Below are 19,825 nucleotides of genomic sequence, written 5' to 3'. Positions count from 1 at the left end.
CCGTCACCTACATCAGTCGTCGGAGCCCGCATAGGCGAACCGGTCGACGCACACTTCCCCTGCGAGCGCGACGACCCCGACAACGCGGCCCGTGAACGACTCAGCGACCTCGGATGAGAGGTACCTGCCATCGACCTCGAGCAGCACCGTGCGGTTTCCTTCGATAATTGCCGCGAGCTCCACGATGTCAGAGGCACTCGAACCGAACTTACTACCGGCCTCCGGTCGACGACTGGTCAATTCGAGCTGCAGTTCGGTGCCAGAGTATTCGAGCACTGCGACCCGTTCGAAGCCGGGGATGCACGCCCGCGCCGTCACCGCTCCGGCTCCCGCCACCACCGAGTAGTGGAAGCGCTCGTCGTAGCGCACTGCAATACCGCCGACTCCTGCCGCGACATCGATGTCGACGGTGCAGCGAGCGGTCTGGTGCTGTTGGCGACGTCCAATGAATGACGGGATCGGGTCACTCAGCGTCGACCCGTCAGCGCGAACAGTCAGCCATCCCGGCCGCACCTCGGTGCTGGCGATGCTCTCCGGCAGGCGGCGAACGGCCATCCACTGGTCGGCGAGCGGGCCGTCGAACTCGTCGAGGTACTCAAACGGTCCGGGGCGGGGGGTCAACTGAACCGGCTCGAACACGGGCCACTCGTTTTCCCAGCTAACGCGGGTGACGAAGGTCTCGCGGCCGAGTGCGGAGAATGCCCGGGTCATGCTGCGCGGTCGTACACCGAGCAGCACGAGCAGCCAATCTCCGTCCGGGCCGACGACGAGGTCGCCGTGTCCAGTGTTTTGGATGGGACGATCGGTGCCGCGAGCGGTCAGAAGAGGAGCACCGGGCGCCGGTTCGAACGGCCCTTCAGGGCTCTTCGACCGCGCGACGTTCACACTGTGGCCGCGCTCGGTGCCGCCCTCGGCGATCACCATGTACCACCAGTCGCCGATTTGGTAGAGGTGCGGGGCCTCGGGGAACTGGCCGCCGCCGCCCGACCAGATGCTGCGCGCCTGTTCGAGCGCGCGGCCGGTTTCGAGGTCGACCTTCGCCTGGAGCAGTCCACGGTGGCTCATGAATGTGGGGAGCTCTGGATTGACGCCGAGGCCCGAGAACGTCAGGTACGCGGTGCCGTCCTCGTCCCACACGAGGTCGGGGTCGATGCCATCGACGCCGTCGAAGACCACCCCGTCGCTCCACGGACCCTCGGCGCGCTCCGCGGTGAAGTGCAGGGTTCCGCGACCGAATGCATCCGTGATCACGAGGTGGAAGAGGCCGTCGCGATGACGGATGGTAGGCGCCCAGGCACCGCCCGCAGTCGGAACCGTCTCGACATCCAGCTGTCCCACTCTGGTTGCGACGTTGCCGACCTGAGTCCAGGTGATGAAGTCACGGGAGTGGTAGATCGGGATGCCCGGCAGGTACTCGAACGTGCTGGTCGCGAGGTAGAAGTCGTCACCGACACGCACGACGCTCGGGTCAGGGTTGAAGCCGGGCACCAAGGGGTTGGGGTAACTCACGACGCAGTCTGGACACTCAGTTGGGCGGAGAACGGAAGGTCGACCGCGGTGGTACCAACTCGGAGCGTGAAAACGCCCGGCTCGTACTCCCATCCCTCTCCCCAGTGAGCGAGCATGCGAGTAGGAACGGTGACGCTGACCGTTGCCGATGCCCCAGCCGGTACCCGCACGGGTGCGAAGCCGACGAGCCATCGTGCCGCCCGATCGACCGACGAATCAGGACGCTCGGCGAACACCTGCACAACGTGCTTGCCTTCACGAGCGCCAGTATTGGTGACCGTCGCGGACACCTCGACCGACTCACCCGCGAGCGCCGACGTCGGGGCCGAGACCTCGGTGATCGCGATGTCGGTGTAGCCGAGTCCGTGTCCAAACCAGTAGGCGGGAGTAGCACCGGTGCGCAGCCACGCACGGTAGCCGATGTGGATGCCCTCGTCGTAGGCGAGCGTGCCATCTACGGGGATTGTGTCCAGCACCGGTACGTCACTCTCGAGGGCAGGCCAGGTGGTGGGAAGGCGCCCACCGGGCTCTGCGAGACCGAGCAGCACGTCGGCGATGGCGTCTCCGAATTCTTGGCCACCGAACCAACCAACGAGCACAGCAGCAACATCGTTGCGCCACGGCATGAGCACAGGCGAGCCCGCGTTCACTAGCACGACGGTCCGCGGGTTGGCCGCGACAACCGCGCGCACCAGGTCGTCCTGTCGGCCGGGTAAGGCCAATGACTCACGGTCGAGCCCCTCTGACTCAACCCGCGCATTAGTGCCGACGACGACGAGTGCGACGGTTGAGGTCCGTGCCGCTTCGGCGGCTTCGGCGATGAGGGCATCCTCATCAGTTGACGTCGGGCGCGTCCCGACGCTCAGCGGAAGGGCACCCGCAAGCGCACCGTCGAGCTCGGGACAGGCGTATACGAAGCGGATGTCGACGGGCGTGCCTTCGACGAGATCCACTGCGACAGAGCTGGTCGAGGGCGAGAGGAAGGCGGCGCCGAGGTCATCGCTTTCGGGAACCATCACCTCGTCGATGACCAGTTCCCCGTTCAGCCAGAACCTGCCATGACCGGTCGCAGCAAAGCCGAGGTCGAGTCGTTCGGTGCGCGACGGGACGTACGAGAAGGCGAGTTCGACTTCGCGCGCCTGCCGGATCGGCGCACTTTCGCCGAACCAGACGAGCTCGGTGGACAGGCGATCCTCGTGGAAGATCTCCTCGCCGGCGCCGTTACGGAACGACACCCGAAGGCCCTGCTCACCGGTGACGGGGTTTGTCATCTGCTCGCGCGGGATCCCCGCGAGGCCCACCTGGTTCACGGCTCCAAGCGAGTAGGTGACGGGCGTGTGCGGCAGGGCATTGCGCAGGCCCTCCAGCGGTGACACGGTGCGCTCGGGGAGCACGGTCGCGCTGCCTCCACCTTGTGTGCGTACAACGTCGGCGTTGTTGCCGATGACTGCGATGCTTGCGAGTTCGTTGCTGTTCCAGGGCAGCTCGCGTTTGTTCTCGAGAAGTACTGTTCCTTCTGCCGAAGCGGTGCGGGCGAAGGCGAGGCCGTCCTCGACGTGCACGAGCAGAGCCGGCCCGTGGTCACCGAGGGCACCGACACGAATGGCGAGGTGCAGCAGGCGGCGAACCTTTCGGTCGATCGCGGCCTCGTCGATACTCCCGTCGGTCACCGCGGCGACGAGTGCCGCGCCCCAGGGTCCGTCGGGGCCGGGCATGACGAGGTCTTGCGACGCCGTGGCCGATGCGAGGCTGCGCACGGCTGTCCAGTCGCTGACCACGACTCCGTCGAATCCCCAATCGCTGTTCAGCGGTGCTTCGAGCAGGTCGTTCTCGGTCGCCGTGATCCCGTTGATCGAGTTGTAGGCGCTCATCACGAGCCACGCCTTTGCCTCGACGATGGCCTTCTCGAACGCGAGTAGGTAGAGCTCGCGCAGCGCCCGGTCGCCGACTTTCACGTCGACCGTAAAGCGGTCCGTCTCCGAGTCGTTGGCTACAAAGTGCTTGGGCGTTGCAGCGACTCCGTTGTCTTGGAGCCCGTTGACGTAGGCCGCAGCGAGCTCACCGGTCAGCACCGGGTCCTCGCTGAATGCCTCGAAGTGGCGCCCGCCTCGGGGTGAGCGGTGCAGGTTGACGGTGGGCCCGAGCACGACGTCGACGCCTTTGCGTCGAGCCTCGACGGCCGCAACTGCTCCGTAGCGGTGAGCGAGCGCGGGATCGAATGCTGCCGACAAAGCGGATGCCGAGGGCAGGTTCAGCGATGGGGAGCGTTCGTCCCACACCGGGCCGCGTACGCCTGAAGGTCCGTCTGACAGCACCATGCTCCGCAGGCCGATGCGCTCGATCGCGGGCGTGCTCCAGAAGTCCTGCCCTGTGAGAATGAGCACCTTTTCTTCGAGCGTGAGTGCGGCGAGCGCGGAGTCGATCTCCGTGTCGTGCACGGTGTTGGCAGTCATGTCAGTCATGCGGGGTGTCTCCTTGGCACTTAGGCCGGGTAATGGGAAAGACTGCAGAAGCGCTCAGTGCACGCTTGCTTGCAGGTCGATTTCCTTCTGAGCTTCAATGAGTCGGCTACGGTCGGCGCGGCGCTGCTCCTGACGGATGGGGTCGGGCACGGGCGCCGCGAGAAGCAGTCGCTGAGTGTATGGGTGCTCGGGATCCGAGGTCACCTTGTCTCCTTCGCCGTACTCCACGATCTCGCCGTGGTACATCACCGCGACTCGGTGGCTGAGGTGGCGCACCACGGCGAGGTCGTGCGAGACGAAAAGGTACGCAACGCCCGTTGCCTCCTGAATGTCCTTGAACAGGTCGAGCACGCGCGCCTGCGTCGAAAGGTCGAGTGCAGACACTGGCTCGTCGCAGACGATGAGTTGGGGCGAGAGGGCAAGCGCGCGAGCGATAGCGATGCGCTGGCGCTGACCGCCGCTGAACTCTCTCGGAAGACGGTCTGCCGCATTGGATGGAAGTCCGACCTGATCGAGGAGCATCCGCACGCGTCGGGAGGCGTCGGGCGAGCTGACCTTGGTCACGCGAAGTGGTTCGGTGAGCGACTGTTCGATCGTGAGCGACGGGTTGAGCGAGGAGTAAGGATCCTGGAACACGACCTGAATCTCTTCGGACAGTGCGCGACGAGCGCGACGCTTGAGGTGGCCGATCTCGGCGCCCTTGAACGTGATGCTGCCACCCGTGACGGGTGCGAGACCAAGCACGGCGCGACCGAGAGTGGTCTTCCCCGATCCGGACTCCCCCACCAACCCGACGCATTCGCCTGGCTTGATGTCGAGGGAGACTCCCTTGAGAGCGCGGAACGGCTTCCTGCGGAAGCCTTTCACGGGATACTCGACCTCCAGGTTGTCGATTACGAGAAGCGACTCGGTCATGGCGTGACCCCTTGCGTTGCGGTGTGGCGATCGGCTGAGTGGTCGAGTTGCCCTCTGGCGGCGCCGTCTTCAAGAATCGCCGCGAACAGGTCTTGGGTGTACGGATGACGCGGATCCGCGAAGATCGAGCGCGCTGGTCCTGTTTCGACTATGAGGCCGCTGCGCATAACCGAAACCCGATCGCACAGGTCAGCGACGACGCCGAAGTTGTGGGTCACAATCAAGATGCTCACCCCCAGTTCCTTCTGCAGTCCGCGCAGAAGGTCGAGGATCTCGGCTTGCACCGTGACGTCGAGTGCCGTGGTCGGTTCGTCGGCGATCACCAGGTCGGGCTCGCAGGACACAGCACCCGCGATCAGCACCCGTTGTGCCATGCCGCCCGACACCTCGTGTGGGTAGGCCGCGTAGGTGCGCTCCGGGTTCGGGATGCCGACCCGGGCCAGAAGCTCGAGCGCCCGCTTTTTCGCCTCGGCTGCCGATATTCCGAGCGCGAGGCGCATCGGCTCTGCCAGCTGACTGCCGACCGTGAAGGATGGGTCGAGGTTCGACATCGGCTCCTGCGGAATGTAGGAGATGCGACGACCACGCACCTTCTGCATCTCCTTGTCGCTGAGGTGAGCGAGATCCTTGCCGTCGAAGTTGACCGTCCCGGCGACGATGCGGCCGCCGTCGGGGAGCAGGCGCAGGATGGACCATGCCGTTTGCGTCTTACCCGATCCGGATTCGCCGATCAGGCCGTGTACCTCGCCGCGCTTCACGCGAAGCGAGACACCGTTGACGACCTGCTTGAGAATGCCGTCGGGCTGGTCGTAGCCGACCACCAGCGAGTCGACCGTCAGGAGATCGGCTCTGGTGTCCTCACCGAGCTCGGCGTGGACGACGGCCTCCTCACCCGCGAGCACGGGAGCAGCTGCTGCGGCGCCTGCAAGTCGACGGCGCTTCTTTGTCTTGCCGCTGCGCTCGAGCTCGTCGCGCAGGGCGTTGGCGAACAGAGCGAGAGCAGTCGAGGTGAGTGCAACCGCGAGGCTCGGCCACACAATCAGCACCGGGCTCTTGTACATGCGAGCGAACGCGTCGTTGAGCATGTTTCCCCAGGTGGGCACCGATTGGTCACCAAGACCAAGGAAGTCGAGGCCGGCCTGGATCGCGATGGCGATGCCCATGACGAAAGCGAATTGGATGATGATCGGCGCGCGAACGACGGAAAGGATGTGTCGACCGATGATGCTGAGGTCGCCGACCCCGGAGACGCGCGCGGCATCGACGAATAACTCGTGGCGCACGTTGACCACCGCCGTGTAGGTAAGGCGGTAGAAAGCGGGCGCCAGCAGCACCCCGAACACGGCCATCGCCATCCAGAGCGAGGGGCCGAGAACTGCGCGGGCGGCGAGCAGCACGACGATTCCGGGAAGAGCCATGATCGCGCTGACCAGCCAGGACGAGACCGACTCGAAGCCCTTCTGGTAATAGCCGGCGAGAAGTCCGCCGATAACACCGATCATGGCTGCGACGGTGGTGCCGAGCAGGGCGCCGGCGATGCTATACCGCGTCCCGTGCAACAGGCGAGCGAGGACGTCGCGCCCGGCACTGTCTGTGCCGAGCGGGTGCGCAGCGCTGCTCGGCTGGAGGATGCTTCGAACGTCGGCGAGAGCGGGGTCTGTCTGTGTCAGCAGCGGTGCCAGGATCGCGGCGAGCACGATAAGTCCCAGCACGATCATTGACGCAAGGCCCGTCGCGTTACGCAGCATTCGGCGCGCCAGGTGCGAGCCGACAGCGCGCTGCTCCGACGCCGGATCGGGCGAGAGGTTGAGAGCTGATTCGGTCATGAAACACGCGCCTTCGGGTTGAGGAAGCCCTGGATGAGGTCGATGAGCAGATTGACGATCACGACGATCGCGCCCATCACGAGCACCAGACCCATCACGAGCGGGAGGTCACCCTGTGCCGTGGCCGAGACCGAGATCTGGCCGAGACCGGGTATCGCGAAGATCTGCTCGACGATCACGGCGCCGCCGAGGAGGCCGATGAACTGTACCGCCAGCACGGAGAGGGCCGGACCGCCTGCGTTGCGCAGCACGTGCTTGAAGACGATGCGATTCTCGGAGAGCCCACGACTGCGAAGTGTGCGGACCCAGTCTTGTCGCAGGGCGTCAATGACCGAACCGCGAACCTGCTGCACGATCGCCGCGATCGCCCCGATCGACAGTGCCGCGATCGGGAGGGTGACCGAACTGAGCCACCCGGTGAAGGACGTGCCCATTTGTACGTACCCCGTGGGCTTGAACCAGTGAAGGTTCAGGGCGAAGACGTTGACGAGGAAGATGGCGATGAGGAATCCGGGGATCGCGAAGCCGAGTACGGCGATCACTTGCACGAGTTTGTCGGCCCAGCCGCGGCGACGGGCCGCCCAGACGCCGAGCACCGTGGCGAGGAATCCGCTGACCAGGGTTGCCCCGATCACAATTGCGAGGGTGACCGCGAGGCGAGAGCTGATGGCCTGATCGACGGGTTGGTTCGTGAACCAGGAGGCGCCGAAGTCGCCGGTGACTGCGCCGCGCAACCACTCGAAGTAGCGCGTGAGTACGGGCTCATTGAGGCCAAGCTGTTCGTTCTTCAGGGCGACCGTGTCGGCTGTTCCCTGTGGGCCGAGGATGCGTCGCCCGACGTTGCCCGCTCCTAAATTGAGGAGCAGGAAAGCGACACTGGAGATCACAAAGAGGAGGATGACGCCGCTGACGAGGCGGCGGATGGTGAAGCGAATCATCGTCGGTCCTTCTTCCCAAGGAAAGGTGCCGGGTCGGATTGGACCCTGACCCGGCACCAGAGGTGGATCAGGCCTTGGGCTTGATGTTCCAGAGGTAGGGGTAAGAGTTGCCCACCTGGACGATGACGTCCGTGGTGGCATCGCTCGCGGTGTTGAGCTCGGGGCGGAACCACGGTGCGAACCAACCCTGCTCAACGATGTATGCATTGAGCGCCTTCCCAGCCTTTTCGGCTTCCTCGGCAGTACCTGTCTGGATTGTGGCGATGTGGCCCTGCACCGTGGGGTCGTCGTTGTGGAAGCCGTTGAAGGTAGCGGTCTTGTCGAGCTCGAACTGCGAGAGCTGCCAGTCGGTCGGGTCCAACTGCAGCGCCATGAAGGTGACCGCGTACTTACCGGTCACGATCGTGTTGATGTAGTCGTTGACCTGCACCTCTTCGTACGTAACTCGGATTCCGACGTCGCCGAGCTGCTGCTGGATGAGGGTGAAGTTCGAAGCTCCCAGCGCAGCAGCGCTGGGCATAATCAGGTCGAACCCGTCCGGGTAACCAGCCTCGGCGAGAAGTTTCTTGGCCTTGACAGCGTCGTAGCTGTAGGTGTCGTCGAGAGCCGAGTCAAAACTCGGCGAGCTCGTGGGGAACACCTGCTGCGTAACGGTTCCGCGGCCGTCGGCAGCGGCTTGAAGCATCGCGTCGCGGTCGAAGGCGTAGTTGATGGCCTGGCGGACACGGGGATCGCCGATCGCCGGGTTGAGTGTGCCGTCGCGGTCACCGATGATCAAGCCCCACCAGTTGTTCTCGATCGGGCTGAGGGTGTAGCCCGCGGCCTCAATCTGATCGGCCGTGGTGTTGTCGCTGGTCGTAGAGACGTTTACCTGCCCGCCTTGAATTGCACTTAGCAGAGAGGTGCTGTCCGTATAGACGTTCATCACGAGCTTGTCGTAGTGCTGGTCTTCAGACTTCCAGTAGTCGGGATTCTTGTCGAACACGTAGCTGTTGCCGACGACGGTCTCATCAACGTTCAACGTGTAGGGACCCGATCCAACCGGAACCGTTTCGACATCGGGGTTGTCGAAGGCTTCGGGACTTTCCTGAAGGCCAGCATTCTGGGTCAGGTAGGTCAGCAGCGCAGGGTCGGGCGATGAAAGCGTGAGCTCAAGATGCGTGTCGTCGATTGCCTTGGCGTCGGCGAGATTCACGAGGAAGGATGCGTTCGGCGAGGTTCCATCGCGGAAGCGAATGAGGTTCTGCGCCGCTGCGTCGGCGTTGAACGGTGTGCCGTCGCTGAAGGTCACGTCATCACGCAGTGTCAGGTCGAGCACAGTGAGATCGTCGCTGTAAGACCACTCAGTGGCAAGGTGCGGCACGATCGTGCCGTCGGGCTCAGCCCTCAGGAGCCCGTCGTAGACGGCCTGCATGTACGGCGACTCGTTTGCCCAGCTCGCACCCTGAGCGGAAAAGGTGGAGGCCGGGAGCAGCAGGCCGAGGGTGAGGGTGCCACCGCTAGAGCCTTCGGGCCCCGAGTCCGCCGGGGTGCAGCCGGCGAGGGCGAGTACGGCGGCTGTCGCTATGACAACAGCCTTTTTCCAGTGGAACATCATTGTCCTTCCGAGCTACGCAACCCCTCGTCGGGCTGTCTGGAGATGAACGCTAGCACAAACCCGAGTGGGTCTGTGGTTTTCATTTGTTACAGATTGGATACGCCGCAAACGCCAGGCGGCGACTGTCCGGTGCCCAGCTGTTGACGTTTATCGTGCCTTGGCCACCGAATAGGCTTACGAGCGTGGTGATTGCAGACCAGTCGCCGCCGCGCACCAGCCGCAACTCGACGGGCAGGTCTGCGGGATGCCCGACCGTGCCGGACGGGTAACTCAGGTAGACGATCGTGCGGCCATCGGGCGCGTGGTGGGGGAACCAGTTGACACGGTCGTCGAACGTGAGCTGCTCGAGTTCTCCGCCCGCCACGGGCACCCTCGCGATCTGCGCATGGCCAGGAATCGACGAGAACGCTTCGGTGTTCAGGTAGATCCATCGAGCGTCCGGCGAGTACTCGCTGCCGTCGGACGACCACGCGTTCGAGGTGATCTGGGTCGACTCCGTTCCATCCAGGCGCATCGTCCAAACCGTGCCGGGCCCCCAGGCTCCGTCCGCCTCCGGCTGCACTCCGATGTACGCGAGCGTCGTGCCATCAGGGCTCACTCCGTGCAGGAAGTGCATCCGGCCGTCGTCGTCTGCCGTGAGGCGCCTCGCGGATCCTCCCGCGAGGGGCGCGACGTAGATCTGCCAGTCGTTGCCCGAAAGGAAGATCTCCTCGGCGACCGGCGAGACTACGTGGTCGTTGTTGAGATCGGGGACTCCTACGAGCGGGATCAGCTCCGGCACCGCGCCGGGCTCCGGGCGCAACCGCCACAGCCGGCCGTCGCCATTGAGCACCAGCCAGCCGTCGGGCGTCCAGTTGGGAGCCTCGAACAACATCTGCGTGGTCTCGTAGATGAGCTCGCTGTCGCCCGTAACCGAATCGACGACGCTGATTTGACAGGACTGCCCTGGGGCGAGTTCGCGCACGTATCGCATCAGAGTGCCGCCAGCATCTCGCGCAGGCCGGCTACCACGATCGCGTGGTCGTCGTCGGACGACAGGCCCGAGGCCGTCACCGCGCCCACGACTCCGACGTCCTTGACGCGAATCGGAACGGAACCTCCCGTGAGGGCGTATTCGGGGAAGGGCAGCCACCCAATTGAGGCCGCATCGATCCCTGCGTCGGAGAAGCGTTCGGCGATGAGGGCGCTACTGCACTCCATGCGGAATACCGTTCGCGCTTTCGCGGCGATCCAGGTCTCCTGATCAGGGGTCGTGCCCCCGAGCGCCGACCGGAAGAGCACAAAGCCGGGGCGACGGATGTCGACAGCGACGCCGCGACCTGCGCTGATGGCGGCCTCGGTGATGGCGCGACCCAGCCGCCAGGCGTCGCCTTGGTCAAAGGAGGCAAACACGAGTTCTTCGTGTTCGGCTTCAAGCTCAGCAATGCGTTCGCGGCTCATGGTGTCCTCTCGATAGGCTGCGCCTCTTCTGAGGACGGCGCAGATCAGCGATAACTTATCACTGGTCAGTTTCCCTGGTACTGTCCTGTGGAGTTAGCCGTCCGCAGAAGGAGCCGCAATGATCCCGTCCGCCTTCCCAGAACCCGAGATCTTCTCCCCCCAAGACGAGCCCCGGCTGCGCTGGGGAATCCTTGCACCGGGCTGGATCGCCGGGTTCTTCGCTGGCGCAGTCAACCGCCACACGAATCAGGACATCGTCGCCGTGGCATCCCGCACCCTGTCGCGAGCCGAGGAGTTCGCCGCGACGCACGGCATCGACCGCGCATATGGCAGCTACCTCGAGCTCGTCGAGAACGCAGACATCGATGTCGTCTACGTCGCCGCGCCGCATAGTGAGCACCTCGAACTCGGACTGTTGGCGATCACGGCAGGCAAGCACGTGCTGATCGAGAAACCGCTCACTACAAACGCTGCAGACGCTCGGATCCTGGTCGAGGCCGCGACGTCGGCCGGCGTGCTGCTCATGGAGGCCATGTGGAGCCGCTACCAGCCGCAGGCTTCGGTCGTGCGCACGCTCGTCGCCGACGGCATGCTCGGTGAGATCATGTCCGTCGCAGCGGACCACGGACAGGCGATGCCCGTCGACCTTGAGGGGCGCATGTACAACAAGTCCCTCGGCGGCGGCGCACTGCTCGACCTCGGGGTCTACCCGATCCAATTCGACTCCATGGTGCTCGGCAAGCCGACCTCGATCACAGCCGTCGGCGGCGTGGCCGTAACCGGAGTGGATGAGTTCGCGACCCTCGTGCTCGCCCACGGCGAGCGCGCACAGTCGACGATCACGACATCAATGCTCGCTCGCACTCCAACGACGGCCGTGGTCGCCGGCACGCAGGCGCGCGTCGAGGTGGAAGGACCTTTCCACATTCCGACGTCCCTCCGGCTGTCTGACAACAACCTGTTCGGCCCGGTCCAGATCTGGAACGACCCGACTGGCGTGCAGCTCATGGATGGACTTGCCTGGCAGGCAACCGCGCTCGCGAAATACGTGGGAGAAGGACGCCGCGAGTCCCCACTGCACACCCTCGACGAGACCGTGTCGATTCTCGAAACCATCGACGAGGCCCGGCACCAGATCGGCGTCACCTAGGACCCTGGCCTAAGCCGCCGCCCGCAGCGCAACGACGGCGGCCTGCAGGTCGCCCGGCGCGTCTATCGTGGGATCGATGAGCGCCTGCAACTGGAGCCCGTCGGCGAGGGCGATGAGCTTGCGCGCCTCGAGGTCTGCATCAAGGTGCTTGGGAATCACCCCCTGCCTCTGCTCGTGACGGATGGCATCGCCGAGCATCGTACGTACACCCCTGAACCGTTCGACGAAGTAAGCGTGCGCACTATGATCCGGATGCACTGCCTCTGCGGCGACCGTGAGGTAGAGGTGCACGATCCCCGGTATCCGCAGGTTGTGACGAATTGTCAGGACGAAGGCGTCGAGCGCGTTCTCTGGTACCAGCGCTTGCCCGAAGTGGGCAAGTGCGGACTCGTCCCAGCGCTCGATGACCTTTTGGAGCAATTCCTCGCGGCTGTCGAAGTAGTACAGGATATGGGCAGGCTCAACCTCCAGTGCGCGCGCTATGCCCCGTAGCGAGGTGTTTCGATAGCCGTCGGCCGCCAACCCCTGGATCGCCGTCTGGATAATTTGCTCTCGGCGTGCATGCCCCTTGGTCGAGAGCCCGAGTCGCGCCATAACCCAATACTAAAGCTCGGCACCGCTTGCTACCGGAAAACTAGTGGGCGCTCGACTTTTACTCCATTCAGGGTAAGGTTGGCTACGAGTGGACAAGGGGGTGCGCGGTGACAGCGACACGAGAAGCATCACGCGGCGTTGGTAAACCGCGTGGCAGCTATGCAAAGACGGAACAAAAGCGCATCGAGATCCTAGACGCCGCTCTCGAGGTGTTCGCCCAGTCCGGCTACCGTTCCGGGTCTATCCGGGACATCGCGGCAAAGATTGGGATGAGCGAAGCGGGGCTGCTGCACCACTTCCCCAATAAGAGTGCCCTGCTCGCCGCGGTCCTCGACCGTCGTGATGACCAGGCGTCAGAACGCTTCCCAATCGATCTGCGGCGCCTCGGTGGTCGTGCAGCAGTCTCTGGCCTCCTCGAACTTGCGGCCTACAATGCGTCAACCCCCAACGTGGTTGCGTTGTACTGCATCTTGTCAGCGGAAGGCACCTCACCCACTCACCCCGCTCACGCCTACTTCATCAATCGCTACCAGGCCGCTCGAGGGATCTTCGAGGACGTGTTCACCACGTTGCAGAACGACGGCGATCTTCGAAATGACGTGTCGCCCGCCAGCGCAGCGAGAAGCACGATCGCAATGATGGACGGCCTGCAGATTCAGTGGCTTCTCGACCGAACCTCCGTCAACATGACGGAGGAACTCAGGCAGTTCTTTCGCGGCATCGTCAATTACGACATTTAGTTTCGGCCGCCCCAGCTTGCACACGTCGACGTTGACCGCCTGCTCGAACGAGCTCGCGAGCTGGCCGAGTCGTGGGCCGCGCACGAGGCTGGAGCTGCTCATCCTGTTCCCGGTCGTCGTCGATCACGAGGAGTGCATCTGCCGTGACTGCGTCGGCATCCGCGGCGCCTACTCACCGATCCAGCGAAACGCGCTCTGGCCGTGGCGAGCAGAGGGCAGCGCCACACGGTGGTGGGGAGGATGCACGATTGGGCCCAGGCGTCTGAGGCGACGGCGCTGAGGCAGCCGGTACGGGTTGCTACCTGTGCCACCGTTCCGGGTGGACGCGACTTGGGTCAAAGTTGTAGTCGTTTGAATCTTTCTCGTCCTGGCGCTCGGCCTTACGGTGGCGCTCGGAGTAGCCGATGCTGTGGAGGTACTCGCGCACCGATGCAGCACAGGCATGTTCGTAGGCCTTCACCGCGGGCCGAACCGTCGCCCCGCCAGCACGCCTATCAAGACCATGCCGCCGAACATGACGCCGAGGAGCAGAACGAGGAGGGTGATCCGTCCCGCGGTCGACATCGACGCTGCTATTTCCCTATTCAGCACGAGCCAGAGCAGACCGGCGATCGCCGCGACATAAGGGATGAATAGGAAGTAGACGGGCCAGGCGGCTCTAATTCCGAGGTTTCGGGGCGGCTGGTTTGCAGCCGCTTGCAGGCGCTCGTACTCGGTCAATTCTACTGCCGATAGAAGCCGCTCCCGCCATCTGCGCGCATCCGCCTCTTGCCTTGAAGCTTCGTGTGCGGCGCGGCGCGCCGCTGCAGCTTCGAGCCTCTTGGTGTATGAGTCCTGTGCCACTGCGCCGCCTCTCATCCTTGGATGAGGGTACCGCGAGGCACGGACACAGTACTGAATCGAAGGTCCCACGCCACTCTCGCTCGCGAAGCTCTAGGCCTGTTGCGTCACCGCCGAGGTTTCGAGATCCGGCGGGAGACCTGGTGTCGTCCCGTAGTCGAGACCGTACCTATTCGTGGTTATGGTTTCCGATTGATGCGTCAGGAGCCGCACCGGGGGTGGGATCAGGTGCTTCGCCTCGCATGTGAGTTGTCCGCGTTGATGGGGGCGCTGAGGAGTGCGTGGAGCTGCTCCGTCGTAAGTGCTTGTACGGGGAGAGGTGTGGTGTCGGCGCGTTGGGGGGTCAGGCCATCGAGCATGACCCAGAGATAGCGGCGGTATAGGTCGCCGGAATCGCTGCGTTCTTCTATTTCAGGTCCGTCCTGCACGACGGTGCTGATGGAGATGCAGGCTATCTGGAGGAAGATCAGGTCGGTACCGGTAGCGTCTGCGCGTATGACTCCGGCGTCTCGTGCACGTTCGGCGACGCGATTCACGAGAGGCGCCAGTCGGTTGCGGCTCTGATCTTGCACTTCCGGCCTGACGCGCCGACCGGTGAGGAGTTCAGCCATCCCACGGTCTTTTACATGGAGGGCGATCGATTTCTCCAGATAGAGCACGAGCGCGTCCCAGGGGTCGCCCATGGCGAGAGATTCATTCAGGATTGCCTCGAGTTCATTGTCCTGCTCATATCGAATCGCGTCGATGAGGTCTTCCTTGTTCGCGAATCGTCGGTACGCGGTGCCCACGCCCACGCCGGCATGGTGGGCGACATCGTTCAGGGTCGCGTCCAGGCCCCGCTGCGCGAAGACCTCGCGCCCTGCCTCCAAGAGTCGTGCGCGGTTACGGGCGGCATCTTTGCGCAGCTTGACGTCGGTCATGTGCACGATCCTACCAAAGCGGTTGCGAGGTATCCGATTGTGTGATAAATTTCTATACGGATGCGCAGTATCCATTTGATGAGAGCAACTTTGCTGCCGCCAGACGGCGTGCATCCCAAACTCCGAAGTTCGGCACCCAGACCGGTGCCTCCCATGCCCGCGTCCTGACTCGGGTATTCCAGATTTGCAGCAGTCAACGCTCGGACGCCCAGCGTGAACGGGTCGGTCGTACTGCCGATGAGAAGTGAAGGAAGACATGCTGACATCTGAGCAGCGTCGCGACGCCGAATCGGCGATCACACGCTTGATCTACACCTACTGCCATCGCCTGGATGGCGCCGACTTGGCCGGCGCCGCTGCCCTGTTCGAGAAGGCGCGCTGGCAGCTCTCGCCCGACGTCATCTGCCAGGGCGCTGATGAGCATCTTGCTGCCCTGCAGGTCATTCGTGTCTACGGTGACCGCCTTGGCACCCGGCACGTGGTGAGCAACCTGCTCATCGACGTCGCAGAGGACGGCGCGACCGCCCAGAGCGTCTCGTATGTCGACTCGATCCAAGTGACCGCGGAATTCCCGCTGCAGCTGATTTTCCAGGGACGTTACCTCGACACGTTCGTATTCGAAGACGGGTCCTGGCGCTTTGACGAGCGAATCGTTGATGCTGACGGCGTCGGCGACATGAGCGCCCACCACAAGCCCGCAACGGATGCCCCGGCGGAAGCCTCCTAAGCACGGCGCTACCCATTCCGCGGTGCCTCACCGCTGGAGAACGGCACACCGCTGCCTGACAGTTGTTCTGCAGCGTCTGATGCGCCTGGACGTCTCGTCAGCGCGCGGGGCCAGCCTTCAAACACTGAACCGATCGATGAAAAGAGAAAGATGACTTCCACAGTCACGTTCAACAACGGCGTCACCATGCCGGCGATCGGTCTGGGTGTGTTCCAGACCGCGCCGGAGGAGACAGTCACCGCGGTGCAGACGGCGCTCGAGCTCGGGTACCGCCACATCGACACCGCCGCCGCCTACCTGAATGAGCGAGAGGTTGGCGAGGGCCTGCGCCGCTCGGGAGTGCCGCGGGAAGACGTGTTCATCGAGACCAAGGTGTGGATCACCGACTACGGGTACGACGAGACGCTGCACGCGTTCGAGAAGAGTGCGAAGAAGCTCGGCGTCGAGCAGCTGGACCTGCTGCTCCTGCACCAGCCGTTGACCGCGAAGTTCGAGCGCACCATCCAGGCCTACAAAGCGCTGGAGAAGCTCCTGGCCGATGGGACAGTTCGCGCCATCGGCGTCAGCAACCTCGTGCCAGCACGCCTCGACGCTCTGCTCGCCGAAACGGACATCGTCCCGGCGGTCAACCAGATCGAACTGCACCCGTACAACACCCATGCCGAGCTGCAGGCGAAAAACGCCGCACACGGCATCCTCACCCAGGCATGGTCCCCGATCGGCGGTATCCGTAGCTACAACGGGGCGAGCTCCAACCCGCTGAACGACACCACGATCCGCGCCATCGGCGAGGTCTACGGCAAGACGAACGCACAGGTCATCCTCCGCTGGCACATCCAGCAGGGCCGCTCCGCTATCCCCAAGTCCATCAACGCCGAACGTATCGCCGAGAACTTCAACGTGTTCGACTTCGAGCTGACGAACGATGAACTGGCACGGATCGACGCCTTGGACACCGGCGACACCCTCGACATCGACAACCTCGACCTCGAGTCCTCCGGCATCGTCATCGACGAGGCCTGAGACCTACCAACACCCTGGGCGGGTCGCATCTGTTCGGCGGCCGGCCCGGTCTGTTTCATCGATCGCCGTGAGTGTCACGCAATCATCAGGAACGGAAATCATGACAATTCTCGCCACTAGTGGCATGACGCGCACGCGGACCATCGTCTTCGCGATTGCCGGCGGTCTTGCCGTCGGAAATCTCTATTGGGCGCAGCCGCTCATCGAGGAGATTGCCCGCTCGCTCGAGGTGTCCTCCGCTGTCGCCGCCTCGTTGGTGACGGTGACCCAGATCGGCTACGCGCTCGGCATCTTCCTGATCGTCCCCCTTGGCGATGTCCTCAACCGCAAGCGGATGATCCCCCTGATCCTCGGACTGTCAGCGCTCGCACTTCTCGGCGCGGCCGTCGCGCCGACCTTCTCGTTACTGCTCGCCGCGCTCGGCGGGGTGGGCCTGACCACGGTCTCCGCGCAGCTCCTGACCCCGCTCGCCAGTGAGCTCGCGGCACCAGATCAGCGCGGCCGAGTCCTGGGCACCATCGCCTCCGGAGCCCTCATCGGCGTGCTTCTGTCCCGTACGATCAGTGGAGCCGTTGCAGAGTTCATCGGCTGGCGCGCCATCTACGTGTTCGCCGCCATCCTCACCGTCGCCCTCGCCATCGTGCTGTCGTTCCTGATCCCCCGGCTGGACAAGCGCCCGGCCACGAACTACTTCCGCCTGCTCGGGTCCGTGTTCACCACCGTCGCCCAGCACCGCGCCGCCGCGCCCACAATCCTCATGAGCGCCGCCGTGTTCTCCGTGTTCTCCCTGTTCTGGACCTCGCTGACCTTCCTGCTCTCGGCCCCGCCGTTCTCGCTCACCGTCGGACAGATCGGTCTGTTCGGCCTCGCGGGCCTCGTGGGTGCCGTCGCCGCACGGCGCGCCGGCATACTCCACGACCGCGGCTGGTCGGTGCCCGCCTCCGGGATCTCGCTCAGCCTCCTGGGCGCCTCCCTCGTCGGCGCCTGGCTGGCACAGTCCTCCGTCATCGCCCTGGTCCTGGTCGTCATCCTGCTGGATCTCGCCGCTCAGGGCACCCTCGTGCTCGGCCAGACCCGGCTGCTGTCCCTGCCCGGCCAGAACCGGAGCCGCTTGAACACCGCGTTTGTGGTCAGCAACTTCCTCGGCGGCGCGGTCGGGTCCGCCCTCGCCGGGCCGCTGTGGGCTGCGGGCGGGTGGACCGCCGTCACCGGCACCGCCCTTGCCATCATCATCGTCGCGCTCCTGGTCTGGGTTTTCACCCGCCGTGGCGCTCTCATCGACCAGAACTGACACCGCTCGACAACAGCAAGGAGATCCCCGAATGTCTCGCATTTTCATCACCGGCTCTTCTGAAGGCCTCGGCCGAAACGCCGCCCTCGACCTCATCGAGGACGGGCATGAGCTCGTCCTCCACGCCCGCAACCCCCATCGGGCCGACGCCCTCAGCGATCTGACCGCGCGCGGTGTCCAAGTCGTCGTCGGAGATCTCGCCCACACCGACGACGTCCGTGCGATCGCAGAGCAGGTGAACAGCATCGGCCGGATGGACGCCGTCATTCACAACGCCGGCGTCGTCGACGGACCCCCGCTCCTCCCGGTGAACGTCGTGGCACCCTACCTGCTCACGGCGCTGATCGAGCGCCCGGACCGGCTGGTGTACCTCAGCAGTGGCATGCATCGCGGCGGGCGGGCTGACCTGACCGGCATCGACTGGTCTGGGACCCGAGCCACCAAAACGTACTCCGACTCGAAACTGTTCATCACCGCGTTCACGATGTTCATCGCCCGCACGTGGCCTGACACCTTCAGCAACGCCGTCGACCCCGGCTGGGTGCCCACCCGCATGGGCGGACCCGCGGCGTCAGATGACCTCCGCGAAGGCCACCTCACCCAGGCATGGCTGGCAGGAAGCGACGACCCCGGTGCCGAAGTCACCGGCGGGTACTGGCACCACATGCACCAGCAGGCACCCCACCCCGCCACCCTGAACCAAGGCTTTCAGGACGAACTGATCGCACAGCTCGCCGACCACACCGGCGTCGCACTCCCGACGACCGCTGACCGGCTCAGAGGCGGATCTTGAGAAATGGGATCCTGGGAACGGGCAGAAAGTCAGCCGGGCCCTCGCCAGGTCTCGCCACGCGTGGCCACACGGTCGTGTTCCGTCCGCGGGACGTCGACGCGACAGCGTCGTGCACCAGCAACGTCGGCGGCAGCCTCCTCATCTCTTGACGATCCCAAAACCTTCCTAACCGGCCGACCCTCGTAAAGGAGAACCATGACCACCGATTCCATCGCCGCCAAGCGCACCTGGCTCATCACCGGTGTATCCAGCGGCTTCGGTCGGGTGCTCGCCGAGCAGCTGCTCACGCGCGGTGACCATGTCGTCGGCACCGTGCGTAAGCCCGAAACCGTCGCCGACTTGCAGGAGCAGTACGGCGACGCCTTCCGCGTTGAGCTGCTCGACGTCACCGACGCCGCCGCCGTGCGCTCGACCGTCGACCGCGCCTTCGGAGACGTCGACCGCATCGACGTCGTCGTCAGCAACGCCGGCTACGGACTCTTCGGCGCCGCCGAAGAGCTCTCCGACACGCAGATCCAGCACATCATCGACACCAACCTCTCCGGCTCCATCCAGCTGATCCGCACTGCGCTGCCACACCTCCGCGCACAGGGCGGGGGACGGATCATCCAGATCTCCAGCTACGGCGGGCAGGTCACCTTCCCCGGCTCGTCGATGTATCACGCCACGAAGTGGGGCATCGAAGGCTTTGCGGAGTCAGTTTCGCAAGAGGTCGCCCCATTCGGCATCGGTGTGACGATCGTCGAGCCCGGTGCAGCGCGCACCGACTTCCTCGGAAGCAGCGCGCAGATCGCCGATGAGCTCGCCGCCTATGAAGGCAACCCGGCTCACGCGTTCCGCGGACTGCTCGGTGTCGAGGCGCTCGGTGACGCGGGCAAGATGGTCGCCGCGATGATCGACAGCGTCGAGGTCGAGCCCGCGCCGCTGCGACTGCTGCTCGGCTCCGACGCCTACGGCACAACGCATCAGGTTCTGCAGGATCGCCTCACCGCGCTCGAGGCACAGCAGCAGCTCGCGTCATCCACCGACGCGGACTGACCCCTTTTTGGAGCCAGTCCGT

At 64.5% G+C, this 19,825-nt stretch carries 18 protein-coding genes; 7 read left to right on the top strand and 11 right to left on the bottom strand.

The features are described from left to right. Positions 1-12: 12 nt before the first annotated feature. The 8 genes from J7E25_RS05750 to J7E25_RS05715 form a co-directional block, all read right to left on the bottom strand. Positions 13-1,509 (bottom strand): family 43 glycosylhydrolase, encoded by a 1,497-nt coding sequence (locus J7E25_RS05750; RefSeq protein WP_308164385.1) that lies wholly within the window; start codon positions 1,507-1,509, stop codon positions 13-15. Next, positions 1,506-3,971, bottom strand: a complete 2,466-nt coding sequence (locus J7E25_RS05745; protein ID WP_214868811.1) for a glycoside hydrolase family 3 protein — start codon at positions 3,969-3,971, stop codon at positions 1,506-1,508. Before J7E25_RS05745 ends, J7E25_RS05750 begins: the two co-directional genes overlap by 4 nt. Before the next feature lie 54 nt (positions 3,972-4,025). Further along, positions 4,026-4,886 carry an ATP-binding cassette domain-containing protein gene (locus J7E25_RS05740; protein WP_214868810.1) on the bottom strand — a complete coding sequence of 287 codons (861 nt, stop codon included), beginning with the start codon at positions 4,884-4,886 and terminating at the stop codon, positions 4,026-4,028. After that, positions 4,883-6,712: a dipeptide/oligopeptide/nickel ABC transporter permease/ATP-binding protein gene (locus tag J7E25_RS05735; protein WP_214868800.1), complete on the bottom strand. Its 1,830-nt coding sequence runs from the start codon at positions 6,710-6,712 to the stop codon at positions 4,883-4,885. The genes J7E25_RS05740 and J7E25_RS05735 overlap by 4 nt, the downstream gene beginning before the upstream one ends. Further along, the gene (locus J7E25_RS05730; RefSeq protein WP_214868798.1) at positions 6,709-7,650 is read right to left on the bottom strand and encodes an ABC transporter permease; all 942 of its coding nucleotides are present in this window, start codon (positions 7,648-7,650) and stop codon (positions 6,709-6,711) included. The genes J7E25_RS05735 and J7E25_RS05730 overlap by 4 nt, the downstream gene beginning before the upstream one ends. A 67-nt stretch (positions 7,651-7,717) precedes the next feature. Further along, positions 7,718-9,247, bottom strand: coding sequence for an ABC transporter substrate-binding protein (locus tag J7E25_RS05725; protein ID WP_214868796.1), 1,530 nt, complete (start codon positions 9,245-9,247; stop codon positions 7,718-7,720). Positions 9,248-9,326: 79 nt separating this feature from the next. Then, entirely contained in the window at positions 9,327-10,211 is an 885-nt protein-coding gene (locus J7E25_RS05720) for a biopolymer transporter Tol (RefSeq protein ID WP_308164383.1), read from the bottom strand. Positions 10,212-10,219: 8 nt separating this feature from the next. After that, a complete protein-coding gene (locus J7E25_RS05715) occupies positions 10,220-10,687 on the bottom strand; it encodes a heme-degrading domain-containing protein (protein WP_214868791.1) in 468 nt (155 codons plus the stop codon). Positions 10,688-10,805: 118 nt separating this feature from the next. Here J7E25_RS05715 and J7E25_RS05710 point away from each other — a divergent pair, with 118 nt between their 5' ends. Continuing rightward, positions 10,806-11,837, top strand: coding sequence for a Gfo/Idh/MocA family protein (locus J7E25_RS05710; RefSeq protein ID WP_214868789.1), 1,032 nt, complete (start codon positions 10,806-10,808; stop codon positions 11,835-11,837). Positions 11,838-11,846: 9 nt separating this feature from the next. Here J7E25_RS05710 and J7E25_RS05705 read toward each other — a convergent pair whose 3' ends face one another. Continuing rightward, positions 11,847-12,431 (bottom strand): TetR/AcrR family transcriptional regulator, encoded by a 585-nt coding sequence (locus J7E25_RS05705; RefSeq protein ID WP_214868787.1) that lies wholly within the window; start codon positions 12,429-12,431, stop codon positions 11,847-11,849. A gap of 107 nt (positions 12,432-12,538) precedes the next feature. Here J7E25_RS05705 and J7E25_RS18275 point away from each other — a divergent pair, with 107 nt between their 5' ends. Then, positions 12,539-13,171, top strand: coding sequence for a TetR/AcrR family transcriptional regulator (locus J7E25_RS18275; RefSeq protein WP_214868785.1), 633 nt, complete (start codon positions 12,539-12,541; stop codon positions 13,169-13,171). A 456-nt stretch (positions 13,172-13,627) separates the two neighbouring features. Here the strand turns inward: J7E25_RS18275 and J7E25_RS05695 are convergent, their stop codons facing one another. Both J7E25_RS05695 and J7E25_RS05690 read right to left on the bottom strand, forming a co-directional pair. Next, positions 13,628-13,891 carry a hypothetical protein gene (locus J7E25_RS05695; protein WP_214868783.1) on the bottom strand — a complete coding sequence of 88 codons (264 nt, stop codon included), beginning with the start codon at positions 13,889-13,891 and terminating at the stop codon, positions 13,628-13,630. A 344-nt stretch (positions 13,892-14,235) separates the two neighbouring features. Then, entirely contained in the window at positions 14,236-14,931 is a 696-nt protein-coding gene (locus J7E25_RS05690) for a TetR/AcrR family transcriptional regulator (RefSeq protein ID WP_214868781.1), read from the bottom strand. Between the two features lie 244 nt (positions 14,932-15,175). Here J7E25_RS05690 and J7E25_RS05685 point away from each other — a divergent pair, with 244 nt between their 5' ends. From J7E25_RS05685 to J7E25_RS05665, 5 genes are all read left to right on the top strand, one after another. Continuing rightward, complete coding sequence (locus tag J7E25_RS05685; protein ID WP_214868779.1) at positions 15,176-15,658, top strand: nuclear transport factor 2 family protein; 483 nt, start codon at positions 15,176-15,178, stop codon at positions 15,656-15,658. A gap of 150 nt (positions 15,659-15,808) precedes the next feature. After that, positions 15,809-16,681: an aldo/keto reductase gene (locus J7E25_RS05680; RefSeq protein ID WP_214868777.1), complete on the top strand. Its 873-nt coding sequence runs from the start codon at positions 15,809-15,811 to the stop codon at positions 16,679-16,681. 124 nt (positions 16,682-16,805) lie between these two features. Then, the gene (locus J7E25_RS05675) at positions 16,806-17,972 is read left to right on the top strand and encodes an MFS transporter (RefSeq protein WP_214868776.1); all 1,167 of its coding nucleotides are present in this window, start codon (positions 16,806-16,808) and stop codon (positions 17,970-17,972) included. A 31-nt stretch (positions 17,973-18,003) separates the two neighbouring features. Continuing rightward, on the top strand, positions 18,004-18,765 hold the full coding sequence (locus J7E25_RS05670) for an SDR family NAD(P)-dependent oxidoreductase (RefSeq protein WP_214868774.1): 762 nt from the start codon (positions 18,004-18,006) through the stop codon (positions 18,763-18,765). Positions 18,766-18,960: 195 nt separating this feature from the next. Further along, positions 18,961-19,803, top strand: a complete 843-nt coding sequence (locus J7E25_RS05665; RefSeq protein WP_214868772.1) for an SDR family oxidoreductase — start codon at positions 18,961-18,963, stop codon at positions 19,801-19,803. The last annotated feature ends 22 nt before the right edge of the window (positions 19,804-19,825 follow it).

The sequence above is a fragment of the Agromyces sp. ISL-38 genome (assembly GCF_018613935.1).
Lineage (GTDB): Bacteria > Actinomycetota > Actinomycetes > Actinomycetales > Microbacteriaceae > Agromyces.
Note: the sequence above shows the minus strand (reverse complement) of the source record. Positions and strands in the feature narration are given on the sequence as shown.

Excerpts from the sequence above, each read along its gene's own strand:
- J7E25_RS05745 (WP_214868811.1), bottom strand. The coding sequence starts at position 3,971 with ATGACTGACATGACTGCCAACACCGTGCACGACACGGAGATCGACTCC.
- J7E25_RS05740 (WP_214868810.1), bottom strand. The coding sequence starts at position 4,886 with ATGACCGAGTCGCTTCTCGTAATCGACAACCTGGAGGTCGAGTATCCC.
- J7E25_RS05735 (WP_214868800.1), bottom strand. The coding sequence starts at position 6,712 with ATGACCGAATCAGCTCTCAACCTCTCGCCCGATCCGGCGTCGGAGCAG.
- J7E25_RS05730 (WP_214868798.1), bottom strand. The coding sequence starts at position 7,650 with ATGATTCGCTTCACCATCCGCCGCCTCGTCAGCGGCGTCATCCTCCTC.
- J7E25_RS05725 (WP_214868796.1), bottom strand. The coding sequence starts at position 9,247 with ATGATGTTCCACTGGAAAAAGGCTGTTGTCATAGCGACAGCCGCCGTA.
- J7E25_RS05715 (WP_214868791.1), bottom strand. The coding sequence starts at position 10,687 with ATGAGCCGCGAACGCATTGCTGAGCTTGAAGCCGAACACGAAGAACTC.
- J7E25_RS05710 (WP_214868789.1), top strand. The coding sequence starts at position 10,806 with ATGATCCCGTCCGCCTTCCCAGAACCCGAGATCTTCTCCCCCCAAGAC.
- J7E25_RS05705 (WP_214868787.1), bottom strand. The coding sequence starts at position 12,431 with ATGGCGCGACTCGGGCTCTCGACCAAGGGGCATGCACGCCGAGAGCAA.
- J7E25_RS05690 (WP_214868781.1), bottom strand. The coding sequence starts at position 14,931 with ATGACCGACGTCAAGCTGCGCAAAGATGCCGCCCGTAACCGCGCACGA.
- J7E25_RS05680 (WP_214868777.1), top strand. The coding sequence starts at position 15,809 with ATGACTTCCACAGTCACGTTCAACAACGGCGTCACCATGCCGGCGATC.
- J7E25_RS05675 (WP_214868776.1), top strand. The coding sequence starts at position 16,806 with ATGACGCGCACGCGGACCATCGTCTTCGCGATTGCCGGCGGTCTTGCC.
- J7E25_RS05670 (WP_214868774.1), top strand. The coding sequence starts at position 18,004 with ATGTCTCGCATTTTCATCACCGGCTCTTCTGAAGGCCTCGGCCGAAAC.
- J7E25_RS05665 (WP_214868772.1), top strand. The coding sequence starts at position 18,961 with ATGACCACCGATTCCATCGCCGCCAAGCGCACCTGGCTCATCACCGGT.